The sequence below is a fragment of the Allobosea sp. BH3 genome, from assembly GCF_025499465.1.
Taxonomy (GTDB): domain Bacteria; phylum Pseudomonadota; class Alphaproteobacteria; order Rhizobiales; family Beijerinckiaceae; genus Allobosea.
Genome location: NZ_JAIMCA010000001.1, coordinates 419,677 through 433,338, shown reverse-complemented (window position 1 = coordinate 433,338; position 13,662 = coordinate 419,677). Strand labels below are relative to the sequence as shown.

The 13,662-nt window shown below is 65.2% G+C and carries 13 protein-coding genes; 2 read left to right on the top strand and 11 right to left on the bottom strand.

The window, feature by feature from the left end; genetic code table 11:
• Positions 1–73: 73 nt before the first annotated feature.
• The gene (locus BoBH3_RS02070) at positions 74–976 is read left to right on the top strand and encodes a LysR family transcriptional regulator (protein WP_262329093.1); all 903 of its coding nucleotides are present in this window, start codon (positions 74–76) and stop codon (positions 974–976) included.
• Positions 977–1,227: 251 nt separating this feature from the next.
• On the opposite strand, the gene BoBH3_RS02065 is transcribed toward BoBH3_RS02070, so the two are convergent.
• The 3 genes from BoBH3_RS02065 to BoBH3_RS02055 all read right to left on the bottom strand — a co-directional run bounded on the left by BoBH3_RS02065 (position 1,228) and on the right by BoBH3_RS02055 (position 4,804).
• Positions 1,228–3,246, bottom strand: a complete 2,019-nt coding sequence (locus BoBH3_RS02065; RefSeq protein WP_262329092.1) for a putative bifunctional diguanylate cyclase/phosphodiesterase — start codon at positions 3,244–3,246, stop codon at positions 1,228–1,230.
• Between the two features lie 314 nt (positions 3,247–3,560).
• Complete coding sequence (locus tag BoBH3_RS02060) at positions 3,561–4,079, bottom strand: hypothetical protein (RefSeq protein ID WP_316045075.1); 519 nt, start codon at positions 4,077–4,079, stop codon at positions 3,561–3,563.
• Entirely contained in the window at positions 4,049–4,804 is a 756-nt protein-coding gene (locus BoBH3_RS02055) for an SDR family oxidoreductase (protein ID WP_262329091.1), read from the bottom strand. Before BoBH3_RS02055 ends, BoBH3_RS02060 begins: the two co-directional genes overlap by 31 nt.
• Positions 4,805–5,090: 286 nt before the next feature.
• Here BoBH3_RS02055 and BoBH3_RS02050 point away from each other — a divergent pair, with 286 nt between their 5' ends.
• Complete coding sequence (locus BoBH3_RS02050) at positions 5,091–6,659, top strand: winged helix-turn-helix domain-containing tetratricopeptide repeat protein (RefSeq protein ID WP_262329090.1); 1,569 nt, start codon at positions 5,091–5,093, stop codon at positions 6,657–6,659.
• A gap of 176 nt (positions 6,660–6,835) precedes the next feature.
• Here the strand turns inward: BoBH3_RS02050 and BoBH3_RS02045 are convergent, their stop codons facing one another.
• From BoBH3_RS02045 to BoBH3_RS02010, 8 genes are all read right to left on the bottom strand, one after another.
• Positions 6,836–7,180, bottom strand: coding sequence for a 4Fe-4S dicluster domain-containing protein (locus BoBH3_RS02045; RefSeq protein WP_262329089.1), 345 nt, complete (start codon positions 7,178–7,180; stop codon positions 6,836–6,838).
• The gene (locus BoBH3_RS02040) at positions 7,177–8,790 is read right to left on the bottom strand and encodes an FAD-dependent oxidoreductase (RefSeq protein ID WP_262329088.1); all 1,614 of its coding nucleotides are present in this window, start codon (positions 8,788–8,790) and stop codon (positions 7,177–7,179) included. Before BoBH3_RS02040 ends, BoBH3_RS02045 begins: the two co-directional genes overlap by 4 nt.
• Positions 8,787–9,524, bottom strand: coding sequence for an ABC transporter ATP-binding protein (locus tag BoBH3_RS02035; protein ID WP_262329087.1), 738 nt, complete (start codon positions 9,522–9,524; stop codon positions 8,787–8,789). Before BoBH3_RS02035 ends, BoBH3_RS02040 begins: the two co-directional genes overlap by 4 nt.
• Positions 9,525–9,526: 2 nt before the next feature.
• Positions 9,527–10,441, bottom strand: a complete 915-nt coding sequence (locus tag BoBH3_RS02030; RefSeq protein WP_262329086.1) for an ABC transporter permease subunit — start codon at positions 10,439–10,441, stop codon at positions 9,527–9,529.
• The gene (locus BoBH3_RS02025; protein WP_262329085.1) at positions 10,438–11,415 is read right to left on the bottom strand and encodes an ABC transporter substrate-binding protein; all 978 of its coding nucleotides are present in this window, start codon (positions 11,413–11,415) and stop codon (positions 10,438–10,440) included. Before BoBH3_RS02025 ends, BoBH3_RS02030 begins: the two co-directional genes overlap by 4 nt.
• Before the next feature lie 44 nt (positions 11,416–11,459).
• Positions 11,460–12,134 (bottom strand): peroxiredoxin-like family protein, encoded by a 675-nt coding sequence (locus tag BoBH3_RS02020; RefSeq protein ID WP_262329084.1) that lies wholly within the window; start codon positions 12,132–12,134, stop codon positions 11,460–11,462.
• 313 nt (positions 12,135–12,447) lie between these two features.
• Positions 12,448–13,029, bottom strand: a complete 582-nt coding sequence (locus BoBH3_RS02015) for a HupE/UreJ family protein (RefSeq protein ID WP_262329083.1) — start codon at positions 13,027–13,029, stop codon at positions 12,448–12,450.
• Between the two features lie 36 nt (positions 13,030–13,065).
• Complete coding sequence (locus BoBH3_RS02010) at positions 13,066–13,596, bottom strand: cupin domain-containing protein (RefSeq protein WP_262329082.1); 531 nt, start codon at positions 13,594–13,596, stop codon at positions 13,066–13,068.
• Positions 13,597–13,662 lie beyond the last annotated feature (66 nt).

The window sequence follows — 13,662 nt, the reverse complement described above, 5'->3', positions numbered from 1 at the left end:
CGAGATAATGAGTGCCGGCGAGCGTCGCAGGTAGCTGGCCACAGGGCGACGCTATGGTTAGACATACTTACCAATGGCGCTCGATCTCAATGCACTGGCAACATTCGCCCTCGTCGCAGAGGGCCGGAATTTCCGGGCGGCGGCTGACCGCCTCGGCGTTTCGCGCTCAGCCGTCAGCCAAACCATCAGGCGGCTGGAAAACGAGATCGGGATCGCACTGGTCCACCGCACCACCCGAAGCGTCGGACTGACGGAAGCCGGTGAGCGACTTTACGCAGATGTCGCGCAGTCCCTGGCGGACATCCGCGCGGCGACGGCGGCCACCCATCATCTCGGCTCGGGGCCGCGCGGGCAGTTGCGGCTCGCGGTCTCGTCGATCGCCGAAGGGTTCCTGTCGGGTCCGTTGCTGGCGGGGTTTGCGGAGGCCTGTCCCGACGTGCAGCTCGATGTGCTGGTGACGGACGACGAGATCGACATCGTCGCGCACGGTTACGATGCAGGCGTGAGATTGGGAGAGGTGATCCAGCAGGACATGATCGCGATACCCGTCTCGGACGATCAGAGGCAGATTACCGTCTGCGCGTCGTCCTATCTCGCCGGTCGGGACGCGCCGAGCCATCCAAACGAGTTGCCCTTGCACTGCTGCATCGGGTGGCGCCCTGCGCCGCAGGCTGCTCCCTATCGGTGGGAATTTTCCGAAGCCGGCCGGGACTTTGCCGTCGATGTGAAGCCCGGATTTACCACCAACGACATGGCGTTGATGATCAGGATGGCCGTTGCCGGCAGAGGCATCACCATTGGGATGGAGGAATCCTTCAGGCCTTTCATCGAGCAGGGCCAGCTCGTTCGCGTTCTGGAACCATATTGCCCCTTTTTTCCAGGCTTCTTCCTCTACTATCCAAATCGCTCGAATATGGCCCCGAAGCTGCGAGCCCTCATCGATTACGTCAGCAGCAATCGCAAACGCCTGGTTTGATGAAGAGAAGGCTTGGGATCAGCCGCCATGGCCGTTCTCGCCGAGTTCGCGAGAGAAGCGTTGCGTTCAGCCAACACTCGGCACCTTCGGCATCGCTGCTCACACTGAACGTTGTGCCGGATGACGGTCGAGCGCGATCCGAGACCATCGGTCCCCCAGTTGAATTGCGCCAGTTCCGGACATGCCGGCGCGCCGCAATTCCATTGATCATGGTAGCCGTGCTTACCAACTGAGCCGCGGCAACGCTCCGCTTAGATCGGCAGTGGCCAATCCCGAATTGTCGAGGGCACCCTCGCCTCCTCCAAAGGCATTGCATAGAGATAGCCCTGTGCCGAGTCGCATCCTGCCTCGCGAAGGCGGGCTGCCTGTTCTGTGGTTTCGACCCCTTCTGCCGTTATCCGCATTCTCATTGCGTGACCGAGACTCACAATCGCGGCAACAATCGCCGCGTCGCTGTCATCACTGATTAGGTTCCGAACGAAACTCTGGTCGATCTTAATGTGATCCACCGGGAACTGCTTGAGGTGGAGCAGCGAGGCGAACCCTGTGCCGAAATCGTCGAGAGCGATGGAGACACCTGCCTCGTGGAGCTCGTTCAGGATTGAGGAAGCCGTCGCGGTTCGGCGCCCCAGGAAGGCCGTTTCTGTTACTTCAACCTCGAAATGGGCCGTGGGCACATCAGCCTCCTCCAGGATGCCGAGGATTCTGCTTGCGACGTGCGGATCCGAGATCTCTGCGGATGACAAATTGACGGCTACGCGACCGCATTCGAGCCCCTGATCGATCCATGATCGAATGTCGCCAGCAACCTGGCGGATCATCTGCTCCCCTAGCGCAAGCGAAATAGCCTGCTCGGCAAACATCGAGCCGAAATAGGCGGGCGTGAGGAGGCCCATTGACGGATGCTTCCAGCGCGCCAGGGCCTCGAAGCCGACAATGCTGCCCGTCACGAGCGATACCTTCGGCTGGTAGAACGGCACGAACTGCCGAGCCGCGATCCCCGCACGCACATCGCGTGCGATCGTAACACGATGTTCCATCGTCTCGCGGGCGGCACTCGTATACACAACCGCTTGGCTCCGCCCCTGCTCTTTGGCGCGGTAGAGCGCTATGTCGGCGTCCTTCATCAACTCGGCTGAATCCCGATGGTGCTCCGGGAATATCGCTAACCCGATGCTGACCGTGGTGGAGAGGGCCCGGCCCTCGTGCTGAAACGGAGCGTGGAGAGCTTCCACAATCTCGCTCGCGCGAGCAATCGCTTCACCCGTCGCGGAAATGTTCGCGACGATGATGGCAAACTCGTCGCCGCCGAGCCGCGCCACCGTATCGGCTTCCATGGCAAAGCTCCTGAGGCGCAGGGCAGCCTCTTGGAGGAGGAGATCGCCAACCGCATGACCGAGCGTATCGTTGACATCTTTGAAGTCGTCGAGGTCGAGCAGCAGCAGGCCCACACCCGACCCTGAGGTCTCCGCATTCTCCAGTGCCTCAGTAAGGCGGACCTGGAAGAGTGCCCGGTTAGCCAGGCCGGTCAGAGGATCATGGTTGGCTGTTTGCCAAATGGCGCTCTCTGCCGCCTTGCGGTCTGCGATGTCGAAGCTGAGCCCAATGAGACGCTTTTCGTCCTTTCGCTCAGCCCGCAAGGCAAGCCATGTTTGCGCGCCGGTCGGCAGCAGATAGCGCACCTCGGCCGTTCCGCTCCCTTCCAACATCACGGTGCGCCGGAAGTTGGTGACGCGCTCCCGGTCTTCCGCATGCACCCGGTCGACGAAATCGGATGACGGCCCCGAAGAAATTCCCATTAACGCCATCGAATTCTCGGAGCGATTGACCCACTCTGTCTCAAGGTCGAGCTCCCAGGCAGCCATTCTGCTGGCCTGCAAGGCGAGGCGCAGGCGTTCTTCGCTTACCCGGATCGCGTTCTCGGCCGCCTTGCGCACAGTGATATCGGTGAAGGTGCGCACCATTCCGCCGTTAGGGAGGCGGTTTGTTCGAACTTCGAGCACCGTTCCGTCCGGTCGCAGGCGCTCGTAGTCCAGGATTTCGACATTTATGCCTTCGTACTTGATCGCGCGGAGCAGCTGTTCAGTGACGGCGCCAAATTCACCTTGCTCCATCTGCCAACGTTTGACCGCCTCGAACGAGGGGTTCGACCGCATCAGATCGGAGGGCAAGCCGAGCAGATCGATCGCGCGCTGGTTGCAGACCGCGACATAGCCGTTGGCATCGACCATCAGGATTCCCTGATCCACATGTTCCAAGACAGCGTTCAAGAGAACGCTGTCTACTGGGAACGATCGATTCATGCAGTCAGTGATCAAACGTCGGTCCCTCGCGCCACCAGCGTCGATCAGGCTATGGCCGTCGCTTTTACAAACCTTGAAAATCCTCGGTCTGGTAGCTGCCGGGATTGGCGTCCATTGGCGAGGCCCGGCGGGCCAGTTGTCTTTCGATCTGCTCAAAAATCCTGACCGACAGTCACCGGACCGAAAGCGCCACAAGCGGACGTTGGGCTATCGCCCGATACCGGTCATTCAGATCGTCCCCGCTTAGTTAAACTTCGACGATGGTGTGTATAAATCTGATCTCAGGCTGAGGCGGTCTTTTCCGCGGAAGAACGGCGGATCGCCCAGAACGTCAGCACGATCCCAAGGATCGCCGGCAGGGTCACCGCCGGGAAATCCCTGGGTATGACCGCGGGCGAGCAAATGCCGACCGCGACCTCCCAGAAATGGAATAGCGCGTGCGCGCTCAGCCACAAGGTCGCGGCGGCCCAGAGCCCGACGCGACGCTCGGGCATAGCCATGCCGAGACCGAAGGCTGCGCCGAGGAAGAGCTGGATCATCCCGATGTCGCGGATGAAATGCTGGTTGAAGAAGCCGGTATCGGTCACGCCCGGCACCAGATCATACCATGCCAGCGGATTGACCAGCATGAAGAGGCCGTTCGCCGAAAGGAAGATGGCGTTAAAGGCCACCATTGCGACGACTGCCGCCGCAATGGTCCGGTTGTCATGGATGATGGTCATGGTTCGGATCCTTCCGCGTTGGGGCGAGTGGCCGTCGATCCTCGTGCTCAGGCCCGCGCCTGCGACGCGCTGAGCCACTCCCCGAAGCGGGTTGGCCCAAGGCGGGGGTTGTCGCCGGGCGTCAGTGACCTGTCGTTCAGTTCGGCGCCGAAATAGCGGGCACGCACATCGGCGATCACCTGGCGCCGGTCTCCCTTGACGGTCAGGAACTGCCGGGCGATCGCATCCATCGGGATCGGCTCGGGCCCGGCCACCTCGACGGTGCCGTTGAGCGGCGCGCCGACCGAGATATCCGCCAGCACGGCCGCGACATCGGCCGCGGCGATCGGCTGGAACAGCGCCGGCGACAGGCGGAACACGTCGCCATCGGCGCTCGACTGGACGATGGCATCGACGAATTCGAAGAACTGCGTCGCCCGCAGGATCGTGTACGGAATGCCCGACGCCTTGATCAGGGTCTCCTGGGCCAGCTTGGCACGGAGGTAGCCGCTATCGGGATTGCGCTCGGTGCCGACTACCGACAGCGCGATGTGATGCCGCACGCCAGCGGCTGCTTCTGCGGCAAGCAGGTTGCGGCCCGATGTTTCGAAGAATTCAAGCACGGCCTTGTCCTCGAAGGACGGTGAGTTCGCGACGTCCACGACGACCTGAGCGCCTGAGAGCGCTTCGGCCAGCCCCTCGCGGGTGATGGTGTTGACGCCCGAGTTGGGCGACGCCGCCAGGACTTCATGTCCGGCCTGGCGAAGCCTGCCGACGAGATAAGTTCCGATGAGGCCGCTGCCTCCGATGACCACGATCTTCATGGCTCTCTCCTTTTGTCTGACCACCGGGCCGCATCATCGCGCTCCGATGAAAGGAGAATGCCTGCCCGTCCGCCGAAAGACCTTGCGGCAACCTTGAACCCCGGTTGAATTTCCCTTGGCGGAGCCTCCAAAAGCTCCGCAGTCCCGCTGGGTTCTCCTTGATCAGAGGCCGCCCCGGCAGTGGTGCCCCGATCTGGCCGCCATGCTATCAACGGCCTACCTCGTTGGCAGGCCCGTGCAGCCGCATCGGAGGCCTCAAACCGCCATCGGGTCGTGGAGCGCTGGCGTGCCATTTCTGTTCGAAGGTCATGTGTTCGATCCCGACCGGCGGGAGCTGACGCGGGGCGGCGAGGCGATCGCGATCGGGCCGCAAGTGTTCGACCTCCTCGCCCATCTCCTGCGCAACCGCGAGCGCGTCGTGAGCAAGGATGACTTGCTTGATGCGGTCTGGGGTGGCCGGATCGTCTCCGAGTCGACGCTCACCAGTCATATCAACGCTGTGCGCAAGGCCGTCGGCGATAGCGGCGACGAGCAGCGGCTGATCCGGACGATCGCCCGCAAGGGCTTCCGGTTCGTCGCCGAAGTCGAGGAAACGCCGCCGGCCGGCAGCTACATGCCGAAGCCCGAGCCTGCCGCGTCAGCACCGCAGCTGGCTCTTCCCGACAAGCCCTCCATCGCCGTGCTGCCGTTCCAGAACCTGAGCGGCGATCCGGAGCCGGATTACTTCGCTGATGGCGTCGTCGAGGACATCATCACTGCCCTATCACGCCTTCGCTGGCTCTTCGTCATCGCGCGCAATTCGAGCTTCACCTACAGGAGCCAGGCAGTGGACGTGAAGCAGGTCGGCCGCGAACTCGGCGTCGGCTACATACTCGAAGGCAGCGTGCGCAAGGCCGCAAACCTCGTCCGTATCACCGGGCAATTGATCGATGCGACGACCGGCGCGCATCTCTGGGCCGAGCGTTTCGAGGGCACTCTCGACGACATCTTCGAACTGCAGGACCAAGTCGCCGCGAGCGTCGTCGGCGCGGTGGCACCGCAGCTGGAGCGCGCCGAGATCGAACGCGCGCAGCGGGCGCCCACCACGAGCCTCAACGCCTATGACTGTTACCTGCGCGGGATCGCGAACCTGCAGCAGGGCAACAGGGCAGCCATCGGCGAGGCGCTGCGGCTGCTCGATCAAGCCATTGTGCTCGATCCGGACTACGCCTCGGCCTATGGCATGGCGGCCTGGTGCCATTTCTGGCGCGGGGTCAATGGCTGGATGACCGATCGCGCACAGGAGACCGCCGAAGGCGCCCGGCTGGCCCGCAGGGCCATCGAGCTGGGCCGAGATGATGCCGTGGCGCTGACCAGGGGCGGCCATGCGCTCGCCCATCTCACTGGTGACCTCGACGCCGGCATCGCCTTGCTCGACCGGGCCGTCGTGCTCAATCCAAACTTGGCCGCCGCCTGGTTCCTCGGCGGCTATCTGCGGGTCTGGCACGGCGAGACGGAGGCGGCGATCGCGCATTTCGCCCAGGCCATGCGCCTCAGCCCGCTGGATCCAGAGATGTATCGCATGCAGGCGGGAATGGCGGTGGCGCATCTGTTTGCCGGGCGCTTCGATGTCGCCTCGTCATGGGCCGAGAAGGCGTTCACCAACCTGCCGAGCTTTCTGATGGTGGGCTGCATCATCGCGGCGAGCCATGCGCTGGCCGGCCGGATGGAGCCAGCGCAGCGGGCCGTGGAACATCTGCGCCAGCTCGATCCGGCACTGCGCATCTCGAACATGAAGGACTGGCTGCCGATCCACCGGCCGGAAGATTTCGCCACTTTTGCAGAGGGCTTGAAAAAAGCCGGGCTGCCGGAGTGAAGTGCCTGTCAGCCGCCATCTACCCCAACTCAACCACCGCGCGTACATGCCGCCTACCCGTCAGCGTCGCGCCAGCTGGGGACGTTTGCCTACTGGCGCAAACCGGGCGTTGACCGGTTGCAGCGTGCTCTCGATGAATATCGGTCGAAGCTGCCCCCACTGCACCTCCCGACAAATTATCGAGCATCCTCCGCCGCCCTCCGGAAGACTGTTTCCATGAGCCATTGCTCGTTCGGATAGCGGTCCCGCCACTCGTCCCAGCCCGAGTCGCGTCGGTATTGGCCGAGTAGGCCCGATGCCAGAACGACCAGCTGGTCCGCTGACTCGGCATGGTCGGCGTTGGGGCCGACATAAAGTGCATCGGCGGTGCAATAGAGTTCGCACATGAAGCAGGTCTGGCAATCGTCAGGCCTTGCGATCACCGGCGGGCCGGCCGCCGTTGGCTCGAAGACGTTCGACGGGCAGACCTCGACGCAACGGTCACAGGCCGTGCAACGCTCGGCGACAATGAGTTCGATCATGCGACGCTTTCGAAGGGGCTCGGGACGGCGATGGCTTCCGGTCGAACCGTGACCGTATCGAACCCGCTGGCGATCAGCCTCACCGTGAGATCGGCGTCGAGCGCGGGATGGTCCAGCCGTCGATGCATCCCGCGCGTCTCGGTGCGGGCTTCTGCCGTGGCGACCGACCAGCGGGCGGAGGCGACGAGAGCGGCGGCCTCGCGCAGAGCAAGCGCGGCGGTTCCGCCTTCGCCTCCGGCATGTGCTGCGAGATCGGACCAGACGGCATCCAGCGCGCGGCGCGAGGCCGCCAGGCCCTTGCCGGTACGGAACAGGTTCTTGTCGTAAGGGTGCATCTCGGCCTGCACGGCGGCGACGGCCTCGGCAGCGCTGGCGGGTCTCGCTCTCCCGGAGGGACGTAGCCCCGCGCCACCAAGCGCCTTCAGCCCGCCGAAACTGGCCGGAACCCGGCGCGCCCTGCGGGCGGCGGCCCGCCCGGCCCAGGTGCCGGACGAGAGCGCCCAGGCGGAGTTGACGTTACCGCCGCCCGAGCTCGCACCGGCCACGAGCTCGCGGCTCGCCGTATCCCCGGCAACGTAGAGGCCCGGTATCCCGGCGCCGCAATCCTCGCTCCGGACCCTGACGCCGCCGATGCCGCGGATCGTGCCATCGGTGTGGAGGGTCACCTCGAAGCGCTCCCGAAACGGGTCGATGCCCCAGCGCGCGAAGGGCAGCATCACGTTCGGTGAGATCGTCGGCAAATGGCGCTGCACATCCTCGGGAAGACGCGCCAGCGAGCAGTAGACCGGGCCTGCGAGCAACGCCTGCGCCAGCCGCTCGGTCTGATCGGGCCCGAACGGCGCATCGATCTGGCGGCCATCGGCGTCGAAGTAATCAGCGAAGGCGTAGGACATCGTCCGCGTCATGGTCGAGTGTTGCGGCGCGACCGTGTAGGCAGCCGTGAACTCCATGCCCGAGAGCTCGGCACCGGCCTCGGCCGCCATCAGGTAGCCGTCGCCGGTGTTGTTGCGCGAGCCGAGCAGATGGGAACGGAAGCTCGTGCCGCCCGCGGCCAGGATGACGGCCCCGGCGGCGATACGCCAGCGAGAGCCGCCCCGCTGGGTGCGAATACCGGCGGCGCCGCCGATCGCGCCATCGGCATGGGCGAGCAGCTCGAGCGCTGGAGAATGGTCGAGGACCACGACGCCGAGATCGACGATCTGCTGGCGCAGCGCGCGCATATATTCGGGGCCGCGCAGGGCGCGGTAGTTTCGCACCTTGCCCTGATCGTCTTTTGGAAACTCGTAGTATTGCGCCAGCGTCGGCAGGAGGCGCCAGGTCTCGTCGAGCACACGCCGCATCCAGTCGGGCTCGCCGAGCCCGAAGGCGATACGCTGGCGCTGGGCGATCGCGTTGGCACGCGCCTCGGGTGGATCGGGCGGGGCCCACCAATGGCCGGGGCCAGCCGCGGCCGTAGCGCCGCTCGTGCCGCAATAGCCCTTCTCGACCAGGACGACATGGGCACCTTCGCGCGCCGCCGCTGTTGCCGCCCAGGCGCCTGCCATGCCGCCGCCGATCACCAGCACATCGGCGACGAGCCCTTCTTCCTCGCCCCAGTCGGCGCGACTCATGCCGCCCTCCGGCCCGCGACGTCATCGCTGACGCCGAGCAGGTCGAGCAGTTCGCCCCGCAGCGCGGCGAAGACGGGGTTGTCCAGTCGACGCGGCCGCTCCAGCGTGACGGGGATGCTGCGGGCGATGACGCCCTCGCGCATAACCAGCACGCGGTCGGCGAGCAGCAGCGCCTCCTCGACATCATGGGTGACGAGCAGCACAGCGCAACGCCGGCGCTGCCAAAGCTCCGCGACCAGATGCTGCGCCTTGATCCGCGTCAGCGCGTCGAGCGCACCGAAGGGCTCGTCCAGCAGGAGCAGATCGGGGTCGCGGACGAGCGCGCGGGCAAGCGAGGTGCGCTGCGCCTCGCCGCCGGAGAGGACCTTCGGCCAAACATCGGAACGATGCGAGAGACCGACCTCGGCCAGCGCCGCTTCGGCGCGTCGGCGCTGGTCGCCGCCCGGCAGCCCGAGCGTGACATTGCGCCAGACGGGCTTCCACGGCATCAGCCGCGGGGCCTGAAAGGCCACGGCGCGCCGCTGCGGCACGCGGACCTCGCCCGTGATGCCATGGTCGAGATCGGCGAGGATCCTCAGCAGCGTGCTCTTGCCGCAGCCGCTCGCGCCGATCAACGCCACGAACTCGCCTTTTCGGATATCGAGATCGAGCGTGTCGATGACCGCCCGCTCGCCGAAGCGGCGGGTCAGCCCGCGGACGCGGACGGCAAGATCGTGACTGTCGCGGCCGTTCATGATTAGGCTCCGGAAAAGGCGGGGCGCCAGGCAAGCAGCACCCGCTCAAGCAGCCGGACGATGAAGTCGACGATCAGGCCGAGTAACGCGTAGACGACGAGGCAGACGACGATCACGTCCGTCTGGAAGAACTCGCGGGCATTGTTCATCAGGTAGCCGACGCCGGCCGTGGCGTTGACCTGCTCGCCGAAGACAAGCGCCAGCCAGGCGACGCCGAGCGAGTAGCGCAGGCCGACCAGCGCATTGGGCAAGGCTCCGGGCAGGATGACGTGCCGGATCATCGCCGGCCGCGAGAGCCCTAGCGTGCGCGCCGCCTCGACCAGCGTCTGGTCGACGTTGCGGATGCCGGCATAGACGTTGAGATAGAGCGGGAAGGCCGTCGCCAGCGCGATCAGCGCGACCTTCGGCGCCTCGCCGATGCCGAGCCAGATGATGAAGAGCGGGATCAGGGCGATGTTCGGCACCGTGCGCAGCATCTGCATGGTGGAATCGATCAGGTCCTCGCCGAGCCGGAACAAACCCGAGATCACGGCGAGCGTCACGCCGATGGTGCCGCCAATCGCAAGGCCCGAAGCGGCGCGGCCAAGCGAGGCCAGGATCGCCGCCTGCAACTCGCCCGTCGCCCAAAGCGAAGCTGCGCTCGAAAGCACGGTGGCCGGGCCGGCAAGCACTGTCGGCGACAGAACGTCCGTCACTGACAGCACATGCCAGATCGCAACCAGCAGCACCGGCCCGATCGCCCGGCGCAGCGGCCGCGGCAGGCCGCGCCGCTTCTCCGCCTCCGGCTGAACCAGGACGAGTTCCGGCGCGTCCGTCACCGAGGCATGCGGGTGGGCCTCCGCCCGCAGCCTCGGTACGGCGCGGCCGAGCGTCGGCGACGGCGCCTCGCGGGAAAGGGTGGCAACTCCGCTCGTCACGATCCGGCTCCGACCGCGAGATCGCGATAGAGATAGTCGCGGAAATCGAGCTCGCCATTCAGCACGCCGACCGAGGTCCAGGTGTCGAAGGTCTTCTTGAGACGGCCGGCAAAATCTTCGTCGATCTTCAGCCGGCGATAGGGCACATCGTCCTCATAGACGGCGAGCGCCGTCCCCTCGTCCTGCTTGGCGTAAGCCTTGTACCAGGCGATATGATCCGCCTTCTTCTCGCGGCTCCAGCGATAGCTGCGCTCGATCCGGTCGGCATAATCGGCGATGGCCGCTACCTTTGCGGGGTCCTGCAGGGCACTGCGGGTTGCGCTGAAGACGAAGAGGCCTGAATTGACGTCCTCGCCATCGGACAGGACGCGGGCGCCGAGCGTGCTGCGGATGCGGGCGCCGTAGATGCCCCAGGTCGCCCAGGCGTCGATGCTGCCGGCGGCGAAGGCGGCGCCGGCATCGACAGGGTTCAGGAAGGCGAGCTTCACGTCGCTTTCGCTCAAGCCGGCCTTGCGCAATTCCCCGACGACGAGGAAATGCGCGACGCTGCCGCGCGTGGTCGGCGAGATGGTCTTGCCCTTGAGATCCACCACAGACCGGGCTGTGCTGCCCTTCGGGACATAGAGCCGCGTGCCCTTGCCGCCATTGCCCCAGGCCGCGACGACCGCGATCTTTGAGCCGCCGGCGATGGCGCTGACGGTGGGTGAATCATTGGCGGCGCCGATGTCGATCGCCTCCGCCTTCAGCGCCTCGTGAAGGTGAACGGCGGCGGGATAGGCCGACCACTCGATCTTGTAGGGCACGTCGGCGAGCAGGCCTGCCGCTTGCAACTTGCTGCGATGCTGGCCGACCTGATCCCCGATACGCAACGTGACCTTGGAAAGATCCGGCGAGGCGCCGCGCACGACGGCCGGAGCGAGGACGCCAGCGGCGCCGAGGGCGAGCGTGAAGGATCGGCGGGTGATGAGCGTCATGTCCGGTGCTCCTGAAAAATCGTCGGCAATGCGGGGATGTTGGGTCAGGCGACCTGGCGGGCTCGGGACGCAAGCGCATCGAGCGCCGACAGGATCGCTCCTGCCTCCGTACGGTCCATCCAGCCCGGGCTGATCTCGGCGAAGCGGACGATGCCCTCGCGGTCGATGACCAGCACAGACGGCATGGGCAGTTCCCATGTGCCGGTCCCGGTCACGTCGCCGATCGGCCTGCCTGCCGCGGTGGCGGCTGCACGCGAGGCCCCGTCATATTCGTAGGTGACGCCGAGGCGCGCCGCGAGCGCGTTGCCCGGGTCGGAAGCGACTGCGAAGGAGAGCCCGTGCCGCTCCCGGATCTCGACAAGCCGCTCCGGGACCTGTGGGCTGACCGCGACCAGCCGCGCTCCGCGGGCGCGCACACCCGGCGCCAGCTCCCTGTCATAATGCGGCAGGGCGATATTGCAGGCGGGGCAGCCGGCGAAGCGAAAGAAGATCAGCACCAGCGGCCCGTCAGCATGAAGCCGATCCAGCGCAACGGCTCCGTCAGTCACATCGATCAGCGCCGCCTGGCCGATCGCGTCGCCGACCTGCACCCGGCCCCTGTCGCCGAGCTCGGCCACCAGCCTCTGGCGCTGCTCGCGATTGATCCGCAGCGCTTCAGGCGACCAGCTCGTTTCACGCTCGGCTTCGAGTTGCCGGAATTTCTCGTTGAGCGACGACATTGCCATGATCTCTAGATTAGAATTCGATCATGTTCGACATATAGTCTGAGGTCGTCAATAGAATTTAATTATGTATTTCGGTTCTCGAAAAGAATTATAATCCTGATCTACATGGAATCGCGGAATATTAGATCAGCGGTATTCTACTACATATAAGCTTTCCCAAGCGTCCGATGTCGGATAAATTGGAATCTACCCACCGCGTCAACTGACAAGCACTGGCCGAAATCGGCCGTTTCAACTTCCAGGCCGAGATGGATCAGTCGCCTAGATTGCAGCGGGAGCGCGCAAGGCCCATGCGCGCTTATGCGGCTCAGGCTCCCGCCACCAGCCAGAGCCCGCCCAGTGCTGTCAGCCCGCCGGCGATGCGCGCCGCGATCCGCCCACGATGCGAGAGCGCATTGCCGGCAAAGCCGATGCCGACACCGACCGCATGCAGCAGGCCCGTCGCCAGCGCGAAGCCGATCATGAAGGGGGCGCTCGTCGCCTCGCCGAGCTCGCCGCCATGGGCATAGCCATGGAACAGGGCGAAGAAGCCGACGACCGCCATGCCGACCGGCGTCGGCACCTGCAGCGCGATCAGTGCCAGCAAGCCGAGCACCACCACAGAGGCCCCGATCACCGGCTCGACGAAGGGCAGGCCGATGCCGGCAAGCGCCGCGGCGCAGCCGAGCATCATCGTGGCGACGAAGGCGGTGGGGATCGCCCAGACGGCTCGGCCGCCGACGAGGAAGGCCCAGAGGCCGACGCCGACCATCGCCAGAATGTGGTCAGCGCCGAAGAGCGGATGCGAGAAGCCGGCGACGAAGGAACCGTGCTCGGCCGGGTTGAGATGGGCGAAGGCGGGGCTCGCGGCCACGACGCTCAGGAACAGGGCGAGGGTCAGTCTCTTCATGGCAGCCTCTGCATTCAGGACATTCAGCGGATCAGTTCAGCCCGGATGACGATGGATCGGATCGATCCAATAAACGGATTCCGGCTTCTCGATCGGATCGACATCGGTGATGTTCACGACCACGGCCTCGTTGTCCGAACGGACCAGGACACATTCGAGCGTCTCATCCGGCTTGGCGTTGATCTCCTGATGCGGGACGTAGGGTGGGACGTAGATGAAATCGCCCGGACCCGCCTCCGCGACAAATTCGAGCCTTTCGCCCCAGCGCAGCCTTGCGCGGCCACGTACGACATAGATCACGCTTTCGAGCGGGCCATGATGATGGACGCCCGTCTTCGCATCTGGCTCGATCGCCACCGTGCCGGCCCAGATCTTCTGGGCGCCGACGCGGGCGTGGTTGATCGCGGCCTGACGGAACATGCCGGGCGTCTGCGCCGTGTTGGGATCGAGCTGGTCGCCCTCGATTACGCGCACGCCGTCATATTTCCAGCGGGGCTCGGCGGGGGCCGGGTCATGAGTGCGCGCCTCGCCATGGTGGTGATGATGGTGATGGTCCTCGGCGCCCATGGCGTTCTCCTGAATTGAATGCTTATCCGCTGCCCTTTGCATATCATGTCAGGACGCTTTGAGAAG